General features: G+C 46.9%; 17 protein-coding genes. 10 read left to right on the top strand and 7 right to left on the bottom strand.

Annotation, left to right across the window (positions count from 1 at the left end):
• Nucleotides 1–23: 23 nt before the first annotated feature.
• The 6 genes from FCL48_RS21455 (at nt 24) to FCL48_RS21430 (ending at nt 10,893) form a co-directional block, all read left to right on the top strand.
• Nucleotides 24–4,862, top strand: a complete 4,839-nt coding sequence (locus FCL48_RS21455; RefSeq protein WP_136875525.1) for an FtsX-like permease family protein — start codon at nt 24–26, stop codon at nt 4,860–4,862.
• Nucleotides 4,855–6,864 carry a DUF6785 family protein gene (locus FCL48_RS21450; RefSeq protein WP_240744915.1) on the top strand — a complete coding sequence of 670 codons (2,010 nt, stop codon included), beginning with the start codon at nt 4,855–4,857 and terminating at the stop codon, nt 6,862–6,864. The genes FCL48_RS21455 and FCL48_RS21450 overlap by 8 nt, the downstream gene beginning before the upstream one ends.
• Before the next feature lie 50 nt (nt 6,865–6,914).
• Nucleotides 6,915–8,873, top strand: coding sequence for a peptide transporter (locus tag FCL48_RS21445; protein ID WP_136875523.1), 1,959 nt, complete (start codon nt 6,915–6,917; stop codon nt 8,871–8,873).
• Between the two features lie 163 nt (nt 8,874–9,036).
• Nucleotides 9,037–9,645, top strand: coding sequence for a hypothetical protein (locus FCL48_RS21440; RefSeq protein ID WP_136875521.1), 609 nt, complete (start codon nt 9,037–9,039; stop codon nt 9,643–9,645).
• Entirely contained in the window at nt 9,645–10,517 is an 873-nt protein-coding gene (locus FCL48_RS21435; protein WP_136875519.1) for a hypothetical protein, read from the top strand. The genes FCL48_RS21440 and FCL48_RS21435 overlap by 1 nt, the downstream gene beginning before the upstream one ends.
• Nucleotides 10,492–10,893 (top strand): PqqD family protein, encoded by a 402-nt coding sequence (locus tag FCL48_RS21430; RefSeq protein ID WP_136875517.1) that lies wholly within the window; start codon nt 10,492–10,494, stop codon nt 10,891–10,893. The genes FCL48_RS21435 and FCL48_RS21430 overlap by 26 nt, the downstream gene beginning before the upstream one ends.
• Nucleotide 10,894: 1 nt before the next feature.
• Here FCL48_RS21430 and FCL48_RS21425 read toward each other — a convergent pair whose 3' ends face one another.
• Together FCL48_RS21425 and FCL48_RS21420 are read right to left on the bottom strand one after the other, a co-directional pair.
• A complete protein-coding gene (locus FCL48_RS21425; protein WP_136875516.1) occupies nt 10,895–11,710 on the bottom strand; it encodes a uracil-DNA glycosylase in 816 nt (271 codons plus the stop codon).
• Nucleotides 11,711–11,875: 165 nt separating this feature from the next.
• On the bottom strand, nt 11,876–12,382 hold the full coding sequence (locus FCL48_RS21420) for a hypothetical protein (RefSeq protein WP_136875514.1): 507 nt from the start codon (nt 12,380–12,382) through the stop codon (nt 11,876–11,878).
• 239 nt (nt 12,383–12,621) lie between these two features.
• Between FCL48_RS21420 and FCL48_RS21415 the strand changes: the two genes are divergently transcribed.
• Both FCL48_RS21415 and FCL48_RS21410 read left to right on the top strand, forming a co-directional pair.
• Nucleotides 12,622–12,993: a DNA-binding transcriptional regulator gene (locus tag FCL48_RS21415; RefSeq protein ID WP_136875512.1), complete on the top strand. Its 372-nt coding sequence runs from the start codon at nt 12,622–12,624 to the stop codon at nt 12,991–12,993.
• Nucleotides 12,994–13,060: 67 nt separating this feature from the next.
• Complete coding sequence (locus FCL48_RS21410; RefSeq protein ID WP_136875510.1) at nt 13,061–13,264, top strand: zinc ribbon domain-containing protein; 204 nt, start codon at nt 13,061–13,063, stop codon at nt 13,262–13,264.
• Between the two features lie 83 nt (nt 13,265–13,347).
• Here the strand turns inward: FCL48_RS21410 and FCL48_RS21405 are convergent, their stop codons facing one another.
• Nucleotides 13,348–13,752, bottom strand: a complete 405-nt coding sequence (locus tag FCL48_RS21405; RefSeq protein ID WP_136875508.1) for a septum formation initiator family protein — start codon at nt 13,750–13,752, stop codon at nt 13,348–13,350.
• Nucleotides 13,753–13,766: 14 nt separating this feature from the next.
• On the opposite strand from FCL48_RS21405, the gene FCL48_RS21400 reads away from it, so the two are divergent.
• On the top strand, nt 13,767–14,186 hold the full coding sequence (locus FCL48_RS21400) for a DUF523 domain-containing protein (RefSeq protein WP_136875506.1): 420 nt from the start codon (nt 13,767–13,769) through the stop codon (nt 14,184–14,186).
• A 32-nt stretch (nt 14,187–14,218) separates the two neighbouring features.
• Here the strand turns inward: FCL48_RS21400 and FCL48_RS21395 are convergent, their stop codons facing one another.
• Entirely contained in the window at nt 14,219–14,941 is a 723-nt protein-coding gene (locus tag FCL48_RS21395; protein ID WP_136875504.1) for a twin-arginine translocase subunit TatC, read from the bottom strand.
• 269 nt (nt 14,942–15,210) lie between these two features.
• On the opposite strand from FCL48_RS21395, the gene serS reads away from it, so the two are divergent.
• Nucleotides 15,211–16,488 (top strand): serine--tRNA ligase, encoded by a 1,278-nt coding sequence (serS, locus tag FCL48_RS21390; protein WP_136875502.1) that lies wholly within the window; start codon nt 15,211–15,213, stop codon nt 16,486–16,488.
• A 211-nt stretch (nt 16,489–16,699) separates the two neighbouring features.
• On the opposite strand, the gene mobB is transcribed toward serS, so the two are convergent.
• The 3 genes from mobB to FCL48_RS21375 form a co-directional block, all read right to left on the bottom strand.
• The gene (gene mobB, locus FCL48_RS21385) at nt 16,700–17,368 is read right to left on the bottom strand and encodes a molybdopterin-guanine dinucleotide biosynthesis protein B (RefSeq protein ID WP_136875500.1); all 669 of its coding nucleotides are present in this window, start codon (nt 17,366–17,368) and stop codon (nt 16,700–16,702) included.
• 266 nt (nt 17,369–17,634) lie between these two features.
• The gene (locus FCL48_RS21380) at nt 17,635–18,234 is read right to left on the bottom strand and encodes a redoxin domain-containing protein (protein WP_136875498.1); all 600 of its coding nucleotides are present in this window, start codon (nt 18,232–18,234) and stop codon (nt 17,635–17,637) included.
• Between the two features lie 24 nt (nt 18,235–18,258).
• Nucleotides 18,259–18,828, bottom strand: a complete 570-nt coding sequence (locus tag FCL48_RS21375; protein ID WP_169309318.1) for a peroxiredoxin — start codon at nt 18,826–18,828, stop codon at nt 18,259–18,261.
• Between the last annotated feature and the right edge of the window lie 189 nt (nt 18,829–19,017).

Raw genomic sequence — 19,017 nt, 5'->3', positions numbered from 1 at the left:
TATTAATCTTTTCAAGAAACTGAATGCGAATTTTACCAGCTTTTCTCCTACTGTGCCTTCTTTCAACTCTAACTGCACTGGTTCCTCCACCAGTTACAGCAGATGAGTCAGGGGTCCGTCTTCGCAATACTGTCACAACTCTCAGCAGTTTTGACAGCAGATCAACGGGCTCTACCGGCTACCATAAAAGCGTTACCTATATTAAAAACAGCCTTGAATCAATGGGCTTAGAACCCCAGAGTTACTACTATGAGCTGCCCGTCCGCCGCTTTCTCGGGGCTGAACTCACCTTTAAAAATCAGCAGTTGCCACTTTCTCCCCTGATCTACAATGCAATCAGCCCCGAGGCAACCGATGGAACCATAAAAGCTCCCGTCTATTATGTCGGTAAAGGACAACTGGATGAGCTTGATGGGAAAAAAATCAAGGGCAGTATTGTTCTGCTTGATTTTGAATCCGGGCGCAACTGGCAACTTCTCGCCTCTCTGGGGGCGAAGGCAGCAATTTACTTACAAAAACCAAACAGTCAGGGGAAAATATTTTTTACCGAAAAAGAGGAACTCACCCCTTTACAATTTCCCTGTTTTATCATGAACTATGAAAAAGCAGAGGAAGTCTTCGGCCCTCTGAACAACCAGTCTTCTCCCATTGCCGAGTCAGTGGAACTGACCTCCCGCTGCGTTTGGGAAAAAAACCTGGCTGAAAATATTTACACGGTCATTGAAGGCTCTGACCCGGACCTCAAACAGCAGTTGCTCATCGTTGAAGCTTTTTTTGATAATCAGGAATTTGTCGCCAACAACTCCCCCGGTGCAGATTCGGCAAGCTCCATTGCCACATTTCTCGAACTCGCCGAGTCCTTCAGGAAGAATCCACCCAAAAGATCGATACTGCTGCTTGCCACAAGCGGGCATGCCCAGACTCTTGCCGGCATGCGCGATGCTATCTGGAGTCTTAATGCACGGTCAAAGGATTTACGCGATTCGAAGAAAACCCTCAGCCAGGAGCTCTTACGGCAGCAGGAAACCCAACAACTCCTGCAGTCTCTTCGCTTTCCTCTGACCAAAGACAGCACAAGAGACAAGGCCATCAGCCTGGCAATCCGCCAAAGTATCAACAGCGCGGTCGATATCCTGTCCCGCCAGCTTATCCAGCTTCGCATGGATGACGGTGGTGAGTCTCAAAAAGAGCTCATTGCCCAAACAGCGAACCAGCGATTTCTTTTTAGACGTCTGGGTTGGGCCGAATCTTTTCACAACCTCCCTGAAGTGGAACTTGATCTCTTACAACAGATTGTACCCCAGGCAATAGAGCGGACTGAACGTACCATCGAAGACATTCAACGCCAGCAACAGACCCTTGCTTCAGCCGTGACTTTTAGAAATACGGTCAGGGAGTATGAGATAGCGGCAAGCGTCAGTCTACACCTTTCAGGCCATGGTAATGGTGTAGGCGCTTTCAACAAAGGCTGGCTCTACAATCTCAAACAATCGGTAAACAGAACCGGTATCTACAGTATCATTGCTCAAACCCTGGAAGAGGCGGCCGGGACCTTGCCAAAGTCCCTGAAGATCAGCTACCAGGACACCTTGCGGCCAAGCCATTTGCGCACCTGGGACTCGTGGTTCTTCGACCGCCCCAGCCTCGGCGGAGAAGTCACAGCCCTTGCTGGTTATCTGGGCCTTACCTTCGTGACTACAGGCGACGGCAGGCAGCTCTGGGGAACACCGGGCGATGTAGTGGAAAAGGTCGACTGGCCCTATCTTCTCGAACAGTTTCACCTGGTAGAACATCTCATCTCTACCCTGGCTAGTACCGACCGATTACATGACGACAAATTCCCCTCGGATGGTTTTGTTACGGTAAATGCAAGAACAAATCTTCTTCTCCAAGGGGAGCTTTTCGCCAATTTTCCTGCCAGTAATACCACTATTCTCGGATATCAGGGCTTAAATAAATATTATGCTATGGTTGACCAGCTCGGCTATTTTACCATCAAGGGCCTGGCCGATAAAAAGCATGTCCTGGATAAACTGGTCATTGAAGGCTACCGCTACGATCCTCTATCCGGTAAGGCAATCTGGGCCATTGACAAAAAAGAGACCGGCAAAGATAACTACCGCCTGAAACTGCTGCGTAAATCCATGCAAACCGACCTCGTTATGTTCAACTGCCGGGAGACAACTCTCTTTGACCTGCTGGAACCGCGAAGTTTTGCCTTCATGACTAAAATCCATCTCTTTGACGGCCGCAGAGATGCCCCACCGGAACACTTCTGGTACAGCCGTATCGATACGCGGAATTCCATTATATCTTCGATCTACACAGAACCGGGTACCATGCTCAAACTGACGCTCTCGGATACTGTTCTCACCAATAAAATGATTTTGACCAACAGCTCAGAGGATAACCACTCAGGGACGGGCTACCTGGTCGATGACTATCCTGCCATCATAAATACAACCTTTCATGCAGCAAAAGATGCCTGGACCCTCCTCACCCCCCGCATTAACAATCTTGAGACCCATGGGATTTTTGACAAGCGGATCAACGACCTGAAAAATAGAGGTATGGCAGCCCTTGCCCTCAGCGAAACAGGTTTTGTCCACTTTAACTATTCCCAGGCAAGAGAAAAGGCCGCAGAGTCCCTGGCCCTCGCCGCACGTGTCTATGTGCAGATTGAAAAAACCCAGAAGGATGTCCTCTTTGGTGTTCTCTTTTATATCGCTCTTTTTGTCCCTTTTGCCTTTGTGATGGAAAGATTCCTTTTCAGCTTTGCCAATATCTACAAACGAATCGTCGCTTTCAGTGCAATTCTTATCCTCCTCATCACGATCATCTACAATGTCCATCCCGCATTTGAACTCGCCTACAGTCCCATGGTCGTCATCCTTGCTTTTTTCATCATCGCCCTGTCGTTTATGGTAACCCTCATCATCTTCTTTCGTTTTGAAGATGAGATGGAACTGCTTCAGCGCCGAGCAAGCCATAAACGCCCTGAGGAGATCAGCCGATGGAAGGCCTTTACCGCTGCTTTTTTTCTGGGGGTTTCCAATCTCAGACGCAGAAGAATACGTACAATCCTGACATGTACCACGCTCATTATCTTAACCTTTACCATAATGAGCTTTACCACCATCAAATCCAACCAACAGCAGGTCCGGCTTCCCTTTCAGACCAATGCACCTTACCAGGGATTACTCCTGAATAAGGTGAACCGGCAGAGTCTGCCACCCCAGGCAACGGACATCCTGGTTACCTCCATGGCAAGCATCAGCCGACCTGCACCTCGGGTGTGGCTAGAGAGCAACGACCCCTCAAAACCTGTTTCGATCCCCTTGAAAAATGGCTCCATTGAGCTTGATGCCCATGGATTAATCGGGCTTGATGCCAACGAATCCTACGTCACAGGACTCGACCGCCTGCTCACAAGCGGCAGATGGTTTACAGATGCGGACCGCACAACAATCATCCTCGAAGAACAGATGGCTGCAAACCTTGGTCTCAGCAAGGGGAATTCCCAGGAAGTGGAGTTGTGGGGGAGCCCATTTACGGTCATTGGAACCTTTAATGCAGAAAGCTTTGACAAGACACTTGATCTCGATGGGGAACCACTCACGCCCGTCATTTTCCCCGAGGAAGCTGCCGTAGAAATGACCGAAGAAGAACTTGAAGCGATGGAATCAGGCGATGACCTCCGCTCCTTCCAAAGCCGCTACCAGCATATTCCGGCCGGTCAGATTGCCATCATCCCCGCCAGAACCTTACTGGCCGCGGGAGGCGTTCTTAAAAACATAGCCGTACGTCCCAAGGATCCAGGTAGTATCAGAACGATTGCAACGGAGCTCACAGACCGGTTCAACCTGGCAATTTTCACAGGGGAAAAAGATGGCGTCTGGCTCTACAATATCAGCGATACCATGAACTACAGTGGCGTCCCCAATATTATCATTCCCCTGCTTATCTCCATCCTCATTGTGCTAAACACCATGATCAGTTCAGTCTATGAACGTAAAGGGGAGATTGCGGTATACACCTCAGTGGGCCTTGCACCTTCCCACGTTGCTTTTCTGTTTGTGGCCGAGGCGATGGCTCTTGCTGTTATCTCTGTGGTTCTTGGCTATCTTGTGGCACAGGTTTCAGCGGCTATACTCTCAGCCACTTCCCTCTGGGCAGGCATTACGGTGAACTACTCCTCCATGGCAGGGGTTGCTGCGATGATACTTGTCATCATGGTGGTTCTGATCTCTGTCATCTACCCTTCAAGAGTTGCTGCACGCATTGCTATCCCCGATGTGAACCGGACCTTCAAACTGCCGAAGCCAGTCGATAACACGATTACAGTGACACTTCCCTTTTTAATGAAATTCCGGGAGCACGACTCCATTGGCGGCTTCATCCACTCCTATCTCACCAGCCATAGAGACATCTCCCATGGTCTTTTTTCAACGGGTCCGGTTGAAGTGATTTTCAGTTGTTCAACAGAAAAGGAAATTGCAGAAATGGTGCACCAATCTCAGAGCCCTCATGATCTGAACTGCCTGCATCTCAGGACAAATGTCTGGCTGGCCCCCTTTGATTTTGGCATCATGCAAACTGCTGATATTCAATTCTGTCCAGCAAAAGAAGGTGAGGATTTCCTCGAAATAAAAATTACGCTTAAGCGGCAATCTGGAGAATCGGGTATCTGGCAAAGGATAAACACCTCATTTCTTCATGAATTTAGAAAACAACTACTGATCTGGCGGTCTCTGGACGAATCTGCCCACCGCGAACTTGAGGCATCTTTTCAACACTCCATCGGTAAAAATGAGGCCACCGGCGATGCTATCTTAACTCATGCGCAGTTGGGGGATGCCTGAGATGTCTGCCTACAACCAACCTTCAGCTCTCAGATCTATCCGACTGCGGGCCCCTCTTCTAGGGTTGCTGCTGGCAGCTGTAATCTGCCTGCTTACCCCGTTTAATAATATATACCTGCGGGCCACCCCACTTGGCGGCGGCCATTTTCCCCTGGCACCGTTTTTTATTTTTCTGCTGCTCACTGTTTTCGTCACACTCATCAGCTGGGCGTTCAAAGCAAAACTTCTACTCAAGGGCCCGGAACTGCTTGTTGTTTGGATTGAGATGGTGGTTGGCTCAGGTATTGCCTACACTGGTTTTGCCAGAACCTTTCTCATAAATCTTACTGCTCCTGTACAGTTCGCGACCCCTGGCAACCGCTGGGAAGAAGTCCTTCACCCTCTCATCCCGCCGGCCCTCACCCCGACAAACAGGGAGGCGATCGAGCTTCTTTACAACGGGCTTCCCGGCAGCCGTGACATGGATGTCCTCACAATCGCAACAACTATTCCCTGGTCTGCCTGGATCCAGCCTCTTCTCCTCTGGGGCAGCTTTATTCTCGTCTCCTATCTGGTCATGCTGTTTTTAGTCAACATTCTTTCTCGGCAGTGGATACACAATGAAAGAATGAATTTTCCACTGCTTAAAGTACCCGAGATGATCGGCAATGCCGTCAGCGAAGGGAAGACGGCACAGTTTTTTTTGAACCGGTTTCTTCTTACAGGTATCTCAATACCTGTGGTTCTCCATCTGGTGAATGGACTCAACCTGTACTACCCTTCTATACCTGCCATTCCCACTCTCTTTCTTGCTGGACCATATTTTTCTGAAACCGGAATCCTGACGGGTTTTCAAAAACTCAAAATTTATCTCTACCCGTCCTTCATCGGTTTTGCCTTCCTCACCTCGCGGCAGATCTCATTTTCCTTCTGGGCCTTCTTTCTTTTCGGCTGCCTTTTTTACGGTATACTGGGCCTGATGGGGTACTCTATTCCAGGTTCCGAGCTCGGTGTCACCTTCGGTCCGACACTTGCAAGACCTGAAGAGATGCAGATGATTGGTGCCTATGGAATTTTCTTTCTCTTTCTGGTCTGGCTGGCCCGCCTGCATCTCCTTGATGTGTGCAGGCAATCATTCTTTTTAAAAAGCCCATCACCGGATCGCTCCGAGTGGTTCGACGTGCGTATCTCTTTCTGGGGTGCAGTCTGCGGTTTTGCTTTTCTTATTACCTGGTATGTGCAGCTTGGCATGACCATATCCACTGCATTTCTTGTGGTGGGAGCATTTTTCATGATCATGCTTGTGGCAACCAGAATCATCTGCCAGGGTGGACTTGCTTATTTTACTCTCACAGCAGCCCCAACAGATGGAATTATAGCTCTTTTTGGAGCGAAGGTATTTGCTGGAGCCAGTGGTCTTCTTGCTGGAATGAGCCAAAAAGTACTCTTTGTTGATCTCCGTGAATCGCTGATGCCTTCCCTCCTGCATGGCCGCCACCTTCACCAGAACAGACATCCAGCTCTTTTACTTTTTTCAGGCCTGGCTCTGACCATTGTCGTTTCAATGACAGCCTCCATCCTGAGCATGATGATCCTTTGCTACAAATACGGTATCCGCGAATTACAACTCGACTGGGCAACCCAGACCAGTACCACTGTCTACGAAAACATTTACCGGCTTGTCGCCACTGAAACGGTCACTGGCAGCTGGGTTTTCATTTTCGCTCTGATCGGTGCAGTACTGATGCTCATCATGGTCACCTGCTACCACAGACTCTACTGGTGGCCGATTCACCCCATCGGGTACCTGACGGCCTACAGTTCTGCCATGCGAATTCTCTGGGTGAGTTTTTTTATTGGCTGGGCCTGTAATGCGCTGTGTATGCGTTATGGTGGTGTTACACTGTTTCGAAAACTCCAGTTTTTCTTTATTGGCCTTATTATTGGCGACTTTCTCATGGGAGGTTGCTGGGGGATTGTTGGGCTCTTCACGGACATCAGCTACCAGGTTCTACCAGATTAACAGGAGAAGACAGAATCACCTGTCCCGCTACCCCCGGCTCTGTAAATATTATGTATGATGACAAAGAACTAAAAGAATATCGAGACCTCCTGCCGCCCCCCACTCACTTTGAGGAAGGATTTGACTGGAAGACGATTATCGGTGCCATTTTCATAGGTTTTCTGATGATGCCAGGTTCAATGTATCTGCAACTGGTCATCGGCCAGGGCATTGGTCCAGCCGCACGCTGGGTAACCATCATCTTGTTTGCGGAAATTGCCAAACGGGCTCACTCAGACCTCAAGCAGCAAGAGATCTTTCTCCTGTACTATATGGCCGGGGCAGCACTGGCGTCCCCTTTTTCGGGACTTCTCTGGAACCAGTATCTTGTTCAATCAGATGCGGCCAGAATGTTGGGAGTTACGGAGTTCATTCCTACCTGGATTGCACCAGGGCCCGATTCCGTCTCCATGGTGGAACGTTCGTTTTTTCACAGGGACTGGCTGATCCCGATTCTTCTCCTCGTCGGTTCCCAGATCATTCAGCGAATCGACCACTTTGGCCTGGGCTACGCCCTCTACAGAATCACCTCCGATGTGGAAAAACTCCCCTTTCCCATGGCGCCAGTGGCAGCCCTTGGCACGATGGCTCTGGCCGAATCCGCTGAAGAAAAAAAAGAAAGCTGGAAATGGCGGGTTTTTGCAATAGGCGGAGTCATTGGCCTTGCCTTTGGTTTTGTCTATGTCCTTCTCCCTATCATTTCAGGACTTATTTTCACCGAGCAGATCCGAATTATCCCCATTCCCTGGATTGAACTCACCCGGTACACAGAAAATATCCTGCCAGCGGTTGCAACGGGCCTGCAGCTTGACCTCGGCCTGTTGTTTATTGGAATGGTTCTGCCTTTCTGGGCGGTTATTGGCGGGCTCATCGGCCTGATCATAACTATCATCCTCAACCCCATTCTCTATTCGGCGGGTATCTTAAACAGATGGCATCCCGGTATGGCAACTGTGGACACCGTTTTTGCCAACAACTTTGACTTTTACATGAGCTTTGGTATTGGCCTGGGTCTTGCCATTGGTGCCATAGGTATCTGGTCAGTCATTTCATCGTTCAGGACAAAAGATGCGGGCAGAGGCACCCTGCATGACCTGTTTCATCCACCGCCTGGAAGAGGTGACTTTAATTTCTGGATCGCCATAGCCATCTATTTCTTCTCAACCCTCGCATACGTCGGCCTCTGTGTCTGGCTGGTGCCCTCTTTTCCGTGGGTATTTTTCCTTGGCTACGGCTTTATCTACACCCCGATAATCTCCTACATCACAGCACGAATGGAAGGAATTGCCGGACAGTTTGTCAGTCTGCCACTTGTCAGAGAGGCAAGCTTTATTGCCGGAGCAAGATTCTTTGGCTATCAGGGCATTGAAATCTGGTATGCTCCAATCCCGATTCACAATTACGGCGAGGCAACCGTTCAGTTCAGGCAAATAGAACTGACCGGTACCTCCCTTCGTGGTATCATTAAAGCAGAGCTTCTGGTTTTTCCCATTGTTATGGTCGCCAGTCTGGTCTTCTCCCAGTTTATCTGGAGGCTTGCCCCTATCCCCTCAGCAAACTATCCGTTTGCTCAGGAACTCTGGCACCTGCAGGCTCTCAATACTCTGCTTATGCAGACATCAACCCTTGAGGGGAATTCTTTGTTCTATCAGGCACTCAACGGAACTACAGTCGCCTCCGGCCTGGGGTTTGGTCTGCTGATGTATATGGTCCTCTCACTTTTTGGTCTCCCGGTTTTACTCATCTACGGAGTTGTACGGGGGCTGGGCCAGTCCACTCCCCATGGCCTGATCCTTGAAGTTGCAGGTGCGCTGCTTGGCCGATACTATTTCCTGAAAAAATTCGGTCCCATGTGGCGACAGTACGCTCCTGTACTGCTGGCCGGTTTTTCCTGCGGAATGGGCCTGAGTGGTATGTTCGCCATGGGCTTTGCCCTCATCATGAAATCCCTTGGGCATATGGCCTATTAAGGCCAGGTATCATCAGATATTTACCTCAATTTGATAATTTCGATACCGCTGCAGCTCCTCACTGGAATCATACCAATTCTCTACTTGACACCTCTTTTGCAGAGCCCCATTGTCTCAAACAGGGGAGTGAGTTGATCTTGAAGAAAACAGGAATGAGGATCTTATGAAAATAACGTTATTACAGTTGACAGTAATGCTCTGCTTACTCCCTTTCGCCGCCGCTGCGGATTCTGCAACAGGAAAGCCTGTACCTATCTCCATTGCCGGCATCTCCCTTGGCAGCGAAATCTCTGCCTATCCAGATATCATCGACTCGAATTTCATGAAAGAGATGGTGGTCACCGACTGGCATGGCTTTCGAAAAGGTGTCATTGGCTATGGTGTCTGTCTACACAAGGACACCATCCTCAAAATTGACATGAAATACGAAGATAAAAGTAAGGAATTCTACAACACACTGCTGAAAAAGATTAAAATTCAGTATGGAGATCCGGATACCTGGAGTGGAGATTCTTTCGGTGTCAAATATATCTGGAAATGGCATTTCACCGACAAAGACAACAATGAGGTCATCCTGAAACTGCAGCACAACAGCAAAGATTCCAACGAAACAATAGGCAATATGATCAAATTATCCTACCCCGGTAAAATTGCCGAAGAACGTCGCTGCTTTAATGAGATGTGTGAGCAGAATATGATGAAATTCGATCCCAGCCGCCAGGAAGAACTGAAAAAAAGTGACTGGCCTCATCTCATACCGCAAGCACAATAGTGAATAATACAGCTCCATCCAGGCTCAGGCCAATTGCCTGGAACGGCATTCGGCTGAACGTTCCGAACCATTGGGAAGCTATCGTCTCAGCACCTGGACACCTTATCTTTGAAGACGATTTCAACCCTGTTTTTCATATCCGCTGGAGTCATCTCAGTGAACTGCGTCCTCACAAATGGCAGCAACAAAGTGATTCCTGGTGGGAGAAACTGGGTGTTAACAGCAGTCCAGCGACCTTGCCCGTTGAGTTGAAACCGCTTGCAGATACATTTACTCACCTCCGCTATTATAAGGGTAAAGACCCCCTTGCAAACGGAGGAATCTGCTATTGTGACAGTTGTCATACCCTCATTCTTTTTCAACAACTCAACCACACGAATCTACAGGAACAGGAAACAGCTAAAGCCCTTAACTCCCTGTCATGTCATGATTTAGACGGCAGTCTCTGGCAAATTCAGGATATTTCACTCCGTCTTCCTGAAGATCATTTTCTAAAAGATTACAGTTTTAAGGCAGGGCTTACCCGTATCTCTTTTACCGCAGGGAGCAGCAACCTGCAGTTCTGCAGGCTGAGCCAGGCGAAGAGCCGCCTGGCAGCACAGCCTTTACCACAAATCCTCCAGACCCTTGCAGGCGTAAAAGGCCTCAATCTTTCCATCGATTCAACGAACACAGTCTGCACAGGCCAGAGAACTCCGTCTGTGGCAAGACAGCTGCTCTATAGGATGAGAAAGGAAAAACCATTTATCCAGGCAAAAATATGGAGGCCTCCCGAGTATGACCGCCTCCTTGCCTATATTGCCTCGTCACCCCATCCTTTAGCTCCAACGGATCTCATTTCATACTATGAAAATTTCAAAATTGTTGAGTAAGAATAAAGCCGATAAGCCTGTACATCCGGTCACCCGCACAGAATCCCTGGCCTGCATACCTGAAAAGTCATCTGCGGTAGAATGGAGTCAACAAGATAATGGCGAGATCATCATTGAGTATCCTCTGCAGTTAAAACCTTTTTTCATTAGCCTGAGTAAGAGATTCAACAAGGGGGTAGAGCAGAAATTGAGCAAAAAACTGCAGCTCGATGCCATCGGTAGCAGGGTCTGGCTGATGATAGACGGTACAACAGATGTAAAGACCATCATTAAGGAGATGGCCCCGGCTACAGACCTTTCCCTGCAGGAAGCGGAAATCTCCGTCACCACCTTTTTACGCGAACTCGGCAGGCGCGGACTGATCCTCCTGAAATAGTCTACTTAGCAGGCAGTGAGCCCATCTTATGGGCAAGAATCTGCAGATCATTCCAGGTTGCCTTTTTCATCTCCGGGTTCTGTAGAAGATAGCTGGGATGATACGTGGTGAGCACGGGGATTGCTCCTCCACCCGGAAGTGTATAATCGTGAAACTTCCCTCGCAGCCGGGAGAGAGGCAGAGAGCGCTCCAGAACTGCACGCGCCGCAACCATGCCCATGGTACAGATATACTGGGGGCGTATCAGGTCTATCTGTTTTTTTAGAAAACCCACGCAGGTCTGGACGTGGCTGGCCTTAGGCTGGCAAGTATCCGATATCGCACACTTGATCACATTAGTAATGAAAACATCCTGTGCATCGATTTTCATGGCAGCAAGCATGCGAAAGAGCATCTGATCCTGCTGCAGGCCAAAGAGTTGACCGGCAACAGGTGCCGTGGTTCCGGAAAGTGACAACCAGTCCCCTATAATCATGAGACGGACCGGAATGTCTCCTCTGCCTGCAACCGGATATATTCGTTTTTGGTGCAGTTCACAGTCTCTACAGGACGCAACCTCCTTTTCGATGTCGGCTATTGTAAATATCGACTCTGTTGAAACCTTTGTTGTTTCCTTTCTCTCCAGAATTGTACCGGCAGCAGGGAGTTCCTGATCAGAAAGAGACTCCACAGGCTTTATTACAGAAGGGATTGGAGGGCTTAGGCTGAGAAATTTGCGTATCTCATCACCCAGTGGTAGCGAATCGATACCAATCTCTTCATGGTATTTCAGCAGAGACTGCAGCCCTGCATAAAAATCTAGCTGATTATCCGCCAAAACCGCCTCGTCTTATGAAATTCATTGTCTCACCTCAATACCGGAAAGCCCCCGGCTTTGGACCAATTTAATACATTTTACACCGTGAATATAAACACATAAGGCAAATGTGAAATCTATACTGTATCTCGGTTTTGAACAATATTTTTGATTGTAAAAGCACTCTTAAGATCTTTCAAAAGGAAAATAGAAAATACTCCACTCGTCACTAACGTCTGGTTTTTGTCCCCGAAAAACACCAAAATAGTTAAATATTATGTATTTACTTCCTGAAACGGTTTCAATTTTCTTGTCAATTTTCAGTTTATTCGGCACTCCCGCTAAATGACTGAAAAAAGGTGTAACATCAGAGGTCATGAGAACAGCCCCGTTATTGTCCACCCAACTCATTTTCAGAAAAAACGTCTTTAGTACCGGATAAGAGTCGGTAAGACTCCTGTCGAATACGAGTTCTCCGGTGAAACGGGCTCCATTTTCCTCCTGGATCAGTGAGTACTCTAAAATCATATCTTTTGTTGTGAAAACCCCGTCCTGTTTGTCTTCATCTGAATATGCAATCCGGCTGTCCACATGGGAAATCGTCCCGGCTTCCGGCACAATAAACCTTGCACACCCGACCAACAAGAAACAACAAAGAGCAATCAGCGACCACAGCTTCATTATCTTATCCATAGAATATTATTCCTTTTTTATGTTTTTCAAAAAATATAGGGGTATAACTGTATGCTGTGCCACAAACAACAATATAGTAATCAATGCACCACAAATTAGATAATATTTTTTGTTATCCTTGATAAAGTACAGCCATTCGTATCATTTTTTGGTAATTATTGAACATATGATTATTAATCTAGAAGAGAATGTCACAGCTGTTTTCGAATGGATCAAACTTACACAATGAGGTATTGCTCTTGACCAAAGAAGAATTTAGTCTTGCAAGAAAAAAACTTGGCAAGACTCAAAAACAACTTTCAGAACTCCTTGGCATGTCACTCAAGACCATTCATAGCTATGAGCAAGGGTGGCGTACAATTCCTAACCACATAGAAAAACACATTTATTTTTTGCTCATTAACCAGCGAGGAAGAAAAGACGGGCTCCAACCCTGCTGGGAGTTGAAAAAATGTACCATTAAAGAGAATTGTCCTGCATGGGAATTTCAGAGTGGACACCTTTGCTGGTATCTCAGTGGCACCCTGTGTGAATGTACGCTTGACACTACCAAAAAAGAGAAACTTGAAATATGCAAACAATGTTCGATATTTACGGACCTGCTCTCCTAGCTGAACACAACACTCTAGGTGTGGGTCGTAAACAGTATCTATAAAATGTTATCCGGAGTAAATGATCATGCCGATTTATGAATACAAATGTAAGGACTGTAACAAAGAATTTGAACTGCTCACAACTTCCGCTAAAGATGATCAGAAGATCCAATGTCCTACCTGCAAAAGCGCCAATGTCACCAAATTGATTTCTGCGGGAGCACCGCTCAGTGGTATTGGAATCCCGCTTGCCTCCTCTGGATGCGGAGGCAATTCACGCTTCTCCTGAGCGTCATAAAACAAGGATTCCGTGAGAGTCCTCAATAAAGAGCAATGGCGGTCAAAGGGGCGGAAAAAAAATTTCCCGCCCCTTTAATCATTTTTCTTATCAGTTTCGTCGAGGTCGTCGAGGTCGTCCCGGTCGTCTTGATCATCTTTAGCGGACGTTGTTTTCCTGGAAAAATCGTAGACTTTTTCGTTTGGTTTCAACAGTTGGAACTTTTCCCGGGCTATTTTTTCCAGATAGACGGGATCGGTAAGAAGTTTATCTATTTCTTCCTGCAATTCTACATTTGCTTTTTGGAGTTCACTCGACTGTTGTTGCAACCGTTTAAATTCTGATTTTTTGCTCATATAGGAGACAATCCCCAGCCCAGGAGCAAAGAATAACCACAGAAGAGCCAGCAGGACGATAATTACCGCCTGCTTTTTGAAACGATTTTTTTCGTGGGCCGAAGATTTTTGAGAAGGCCTCGGTTTTCTATTTGGAATTGCCATAATATATTTTCACTATGTGTACAACACGACCAGTTTATTTAATCAGTAGTTGTCTCCTCGGCCTCTGCACACGCTACGATCAAAAGACAAAAAAATATCCCATTGCAGAAAAAGAGCTGGAGAACGCAATCTTGATCCCCGTCTGCCCGGAACAGCTTGGTGGTTTACCTACTCCAAGAGACGCCGCAGATCTCATAGGTGGAGATGGCGATGACGTCCTTGACCATAATGCCCTCGTGGTCACGAGAAACGGTGTTGATGTCACATCCGAATTTACCCTGGGGGCTGAACAAACCCTGAAGGTGGCTCAATTACTGGGGGTTACAAAAGCTCTCCTCAAAGCACGCAGTCCCTCCTGCGGAGTAACCGGCAATAAAGGAGTTACCGCAGCTCTTTTGCAAAAAAACAATATAGAAACTGTTGAAATTGATTAAAACACACTTGTTGCATCACCTTCCTCACCGATTTAAGCCTGCGGTGAAGATGAATCCGCAGGCTTGAATCGAAGTACCTTTAATATGACAATACCCGATTCGTATAAAAGATAGAGTGGGCCTCCCATTAACAGCATATTTACAATATCGGGTGTCGGTGTCAAAAGGGCAGAGAGAATGGCGATTAAAAGCAGGGCGTAGCGCCTGTTCTTTTCAAAGAATGTACGACTGAAAACCCCTACCTTGGCAGAAAAAACCATAAATATGGGCAGCTCGAAGATCGTCCCGAAAGCAAGTATAAATATGGTCACAAAATTAACAAATTTACCTATAGAGATCACCGGTTTCAACTCCTCTGAGCCAAAACCAAGGAGAAATTTAATTCCAAACGGCAAGGTAATAAAATAACAGAAGATGGTTCCCACGTAAAATAAAAGACAGGTAAAGAAAATAAAGAAAAACAACTGGCCAGGCCCGACACCAAAGGGTTTTCCCATTGCCCGCCAGAGTACTGTGGCAAACCATGGCATTAACGCATAGAGCGCCGCAAAAAGGGAAAGTTTGACATGCGCAAGAAATGGCCCGGCCACAGAAAAGAAATAAAGTTTATTCGCAAGGTGCTGTTGTACAAACTGGAGCAGTTGTGGGGAGAGGAAAAAAACAACCAGGGTCAGCAGCGCAAGAATCAGAGCCAGATTACGAATCGATTTTCGCAATTCACCTACAAAGGTAATAAGTTTTATATGTGCAGCCATGGAAGGATCGCGGGATTCAGGTGATTTTTGCGTCTCTTATAAAAAGGACAACATTGAACAGTAACACATCAGAAGGCTAACGTATCAGAAGCATGTTAAAAATGCAATTTTATAGAGGTTGATTTCACCCCTCAGCCGTGCTAAACATGAATTTTTCTAACGCAACTTAATCAAGGGTGGCTTAAATAATTCAGTATTTCAACCGATCTTTACCAGGTGAGAAATAATAACTACAGAAGCCTCCCCCAAATCAACCTAAATGAACTCTTATGCTTGAATTACGATTTATACGCGAAAACCTTGAACTCGTTAAAGAAAAATGTATCAAGAGAGGAATGGACACAACTCTTGTCGACAACTTTGCCTCCATAGACAAAAAGCGTCTTGCCCTCCTGTCTGAGGTTGAAGGACTTAAGGCAAAACGCAACAGTGTCTCAGACCAGATTGCAGAACTCAAGAAAGGCAACGCTGAGCAAAAAAGCCAGGCTGACCCTCTTATCGTTGAGATGCGGCAAACCAGTCAGAAAATCAAAGAAATGGATGGGGAACTCAATGCAATCGAGGAGAGCTTATCAGAGATTGTGATGGCCATTCCCAACCTTTGCCACGATAGTGTGCCCGTTGGCCAGGATGATGGAGACAATATCCTGATGCGAACCTGGGGTGAAAAACCAAACTTTTCTTTTACCCCTAAAACCCACTGGGAAATCGGCGCTGATCTCAACATCATCGACTTTGATACCGCAGCCAAACTGGCTGGATCCCGCTTTGCACTGCTTAAGGGCTTTGCCTCGAAACTTGAACGTGCACTCATCAATTTTTTTCTTGACCTCCATACGCAAAAACATGGCTACACGGAGGTACTGCCACCATTTCTGGTAAACACCCCAACCATGACCGCAACGGGTCAGTTACCTAAATTTGAGGAAGATCTTTTCAAAATTAAGGACTGGGATCTCTACCTCATCCCCACGGCCGAGGTACCTGTAACCAATATTCACCGTGACGAAACGATCAACGAAAAAGATCTACCCATAAAATATACGGCTTACACGCCATGTTTCAGATCAGAGGCAGGAAGCCACGGCAGGGATACCAGAGGACTTATCCGCCAGCACCAATTTGATAAGGTTGAGCTCGTCAAGTTCACTACGCCTGAGACCTCCGAGCAGGAACTGGAGAGTTTACTTGTTGAGGCCGAAACTGTACTCCAGCTTCTAGGCCTTCACTACCGTGTCGTCACCTTATGTAGCGGTGATCTCGGTTTTTCCTCGTGCAAGACCTATGACATAGAGGTGTGGTTACCTGGGCAAAATGCATACAGAGAAATTTCCTCCTGCTCCAATTTTCTCGATTTTCAAGCCCGCCGGGGTTCGATCAGGTACAGGCCTGATGGGCAGAAGAAATCCAGACTGGTCCATACCTTAAATGGTTCTGGTCTTGCGGTGGGGAGAACCCTGCTCGCTATACTTGAAAATTATCAACAAGAAGATGGCAGTGTGACGATTCCGGAAATACTGCTGCCATATTTTGAAAAGCGGTTTTAGTTTTCGTCTCGCCTTGTAGGATGTGTGATCTGTTGTAGGAGCTGTTCTTTTTGATCGCTCCCGCAACGGGTCAAACATGTGACAGAATACACCCAGCAAACAGGTTATTGCTGAGGCACCGGTCTTTCAGTAAAATCTTCAAAGACAACACTGAGCGCAGAGGCGATCAGGACAAAAATCCCGAAAAAACTCTCCGCTGAAAAGAAGGTTTTTAGCCTTTCTTTTTGGTGGGCGCCAAACGAACACGAATCTCAATTTCTTCTATCTCGTCATTGAATTTGAGGGTCTGAACAAACCCCGCTACGGTGCCTGCCAGTGCTTCCTGAATGTACTCTTTTATGGGTATTTTATTACCATTCACCAAAAGCGCCGTGATTTCACCACCGTGCTTTTGGGTAAGAAATCGTTTTTCAATAAAAAGTGCAATCTCCTTTGCCTCATCAAGACGAAAAACATAGTCGCCAGGCACCCCCTCAACATTGGTTGCAACTGCAATGACCCCGTGCACTTCATCCCGCAATTTCTGGTCATTATTACAAAACACCTCTATTTTGGGTATTTTCCGTGCCCTTTTAAAACCTTCGCCTATCACAATATCCACATCCGGGAAATAGCGATGGGCTAGGGTTCTCAGGGATAGATCTGAGTTTGCCGTCTGCAGTATCATCTGATCAGGCGCCACGAGCATAACACTGTCGGCTCCTGCCTCTTTATGCTTAAAGGTATCGGTTCCCGGGGTGTCAAAGGCGATTCCGGTGTCATTGGATGACTTGATGACGGCCACTCTGTAACCAAGCTTTTTCAACTCCGCCACCACCTGGCAGACCAAGGTAGTCTTGCCGCTGTCATGCCAACCAATAAACGATACAATCGATGACATTTCCTCTCCTTTATGTAAAGTAAGGTTTCCTCTGTTTGGCCATTATCCCCAATATATTTGATATTTGGCTCATTGTATAACTATTTCAATAGGGTGGTGATGGAAAATGAGATTCAGCACCATTGTCGCCAAGCGGATGGGCCTTCAGGAATACCAGCATTTGGGCAGGAGCACCAAGCAAGGAGCCAACCGCACATCAGTACAGTGGTACAGTCGTGGAGTACCGCAGGGTCAATGGCTCTGGTTGTTTATGAGAGGCTTAGGTGTTAATGAGAATCAAGGGTTTTAAGACCGACGACGACATCTTCAAGTTCAGGTCTGACGTTGATATCTTCAACAATCACCTTAGTTATAACCCCTCGCAGGTCGATAAAGATAAGTGCTCTTTCTGCGGTACCATCCGATCTGAGGATACCATAGGCTGAAGCAACTCCACCGTGGGGCCAGAAGTCCGAGAGAACATCGAACCAGAGCGTTCCCATCTGGGTAGTCCAGGCATGAAGGGTTGGAATATTGTCCACCGTGATCCCCAGTAAAACAGCATTGTGTTCATCGAAAATCTTTTTGGCAATATTATATCCCGGCCACTGATCAGAGCATACTGGCGTCCAGGCAGCGGGCACAAAAGACAGCACCACGTTTTTTGTGCCTTGAAACTGATGAAGAGCAATGCGATGCCCGCCGATAGATGGCAACGAAAACTCCGGCGCAGGATCTCCAGGGGCTACTTTGAGCTGGCTATCTACCGGTTTCAGCTGACCTGGATCGTAGATATAATCGAGTTTGGTCACGTTTTTCGAGTAACCCGGTGTTAAAACCCAGCAAAAGAACAACAGATGACAGACTATTTTCAGTAAATGTTTCATGGTTGTTCTCCTCAATAGCTCCTTCTATAAGCCGCTATTGGTAATTATATCCTGAATAAAATCTTCCGTTGTGTAAAAACCACCAGAATTTCGTAGGATATTAACAGGTTCTTTTGCCCCCTTTAATTTGTAACCGACAAATCCAGGGGTACCTTTGCCTCCAAGGGCGTTATACATACTCATATCCTTGTCTGCAAAAAGAGGAAATTGCACATCATAGGTATCCGCAAAATGCTCCACTTCAAATTGAGAATTAGATGCACCAAGACCAATGATTTTAATGGTCACTCCCTTAACAGGTCCTTGCTTGATTTTCTCATAGAATTCATTGACCAGGGGTGCTTCCTTCTGGCAATAGGGACAATACATACTAAAAAGCTCGATTATAAGCAGATCCGTCTTTATATCCGAGAGTTTAAACATCTCCCCTGCAGCAACGTCCAGGCCAAGATAGTCGCGAAAACTCTGATTTTCAGGAGCTGGCAGAAGAAGTTCGGGTAATATCGAACCGTCACTTGTCTCAGCTGAAAAAGATAATGAACTGCAGCATATTAAAAATCCAAACAGACAACACATAATAAGTTTCTTCATCATTGATCCATCCTGGCAGTTATTTTTTGTAACCGATGACTCCATCTTGTTGTACAACGTTTCATGAGCACATAACTATAAGACTTCTTTCTACCCCTGCATAGCGTAAACCTATTTAACCCGTCAGCTATGATGAAAACACATCAAAAAAAAGGCGGAGAATCGTCAAGATTCACCGCCTATTCTGCTTAC

It is taken from the genome of Desulforhopalus sp. IMCC35007, from assembly GCF_005116575.1.
GTDB lineage: Bacteria > Desulfobacterota > Desulfobulbia > Desulfobulbales > Desulfocapsaceae > Desulforhopalus_A.
The sequence above is the reverse complement of the archived record's forward strand: the minus strand, read 5'-3'. Positions and strand labels throughout refer to the sequence as shown.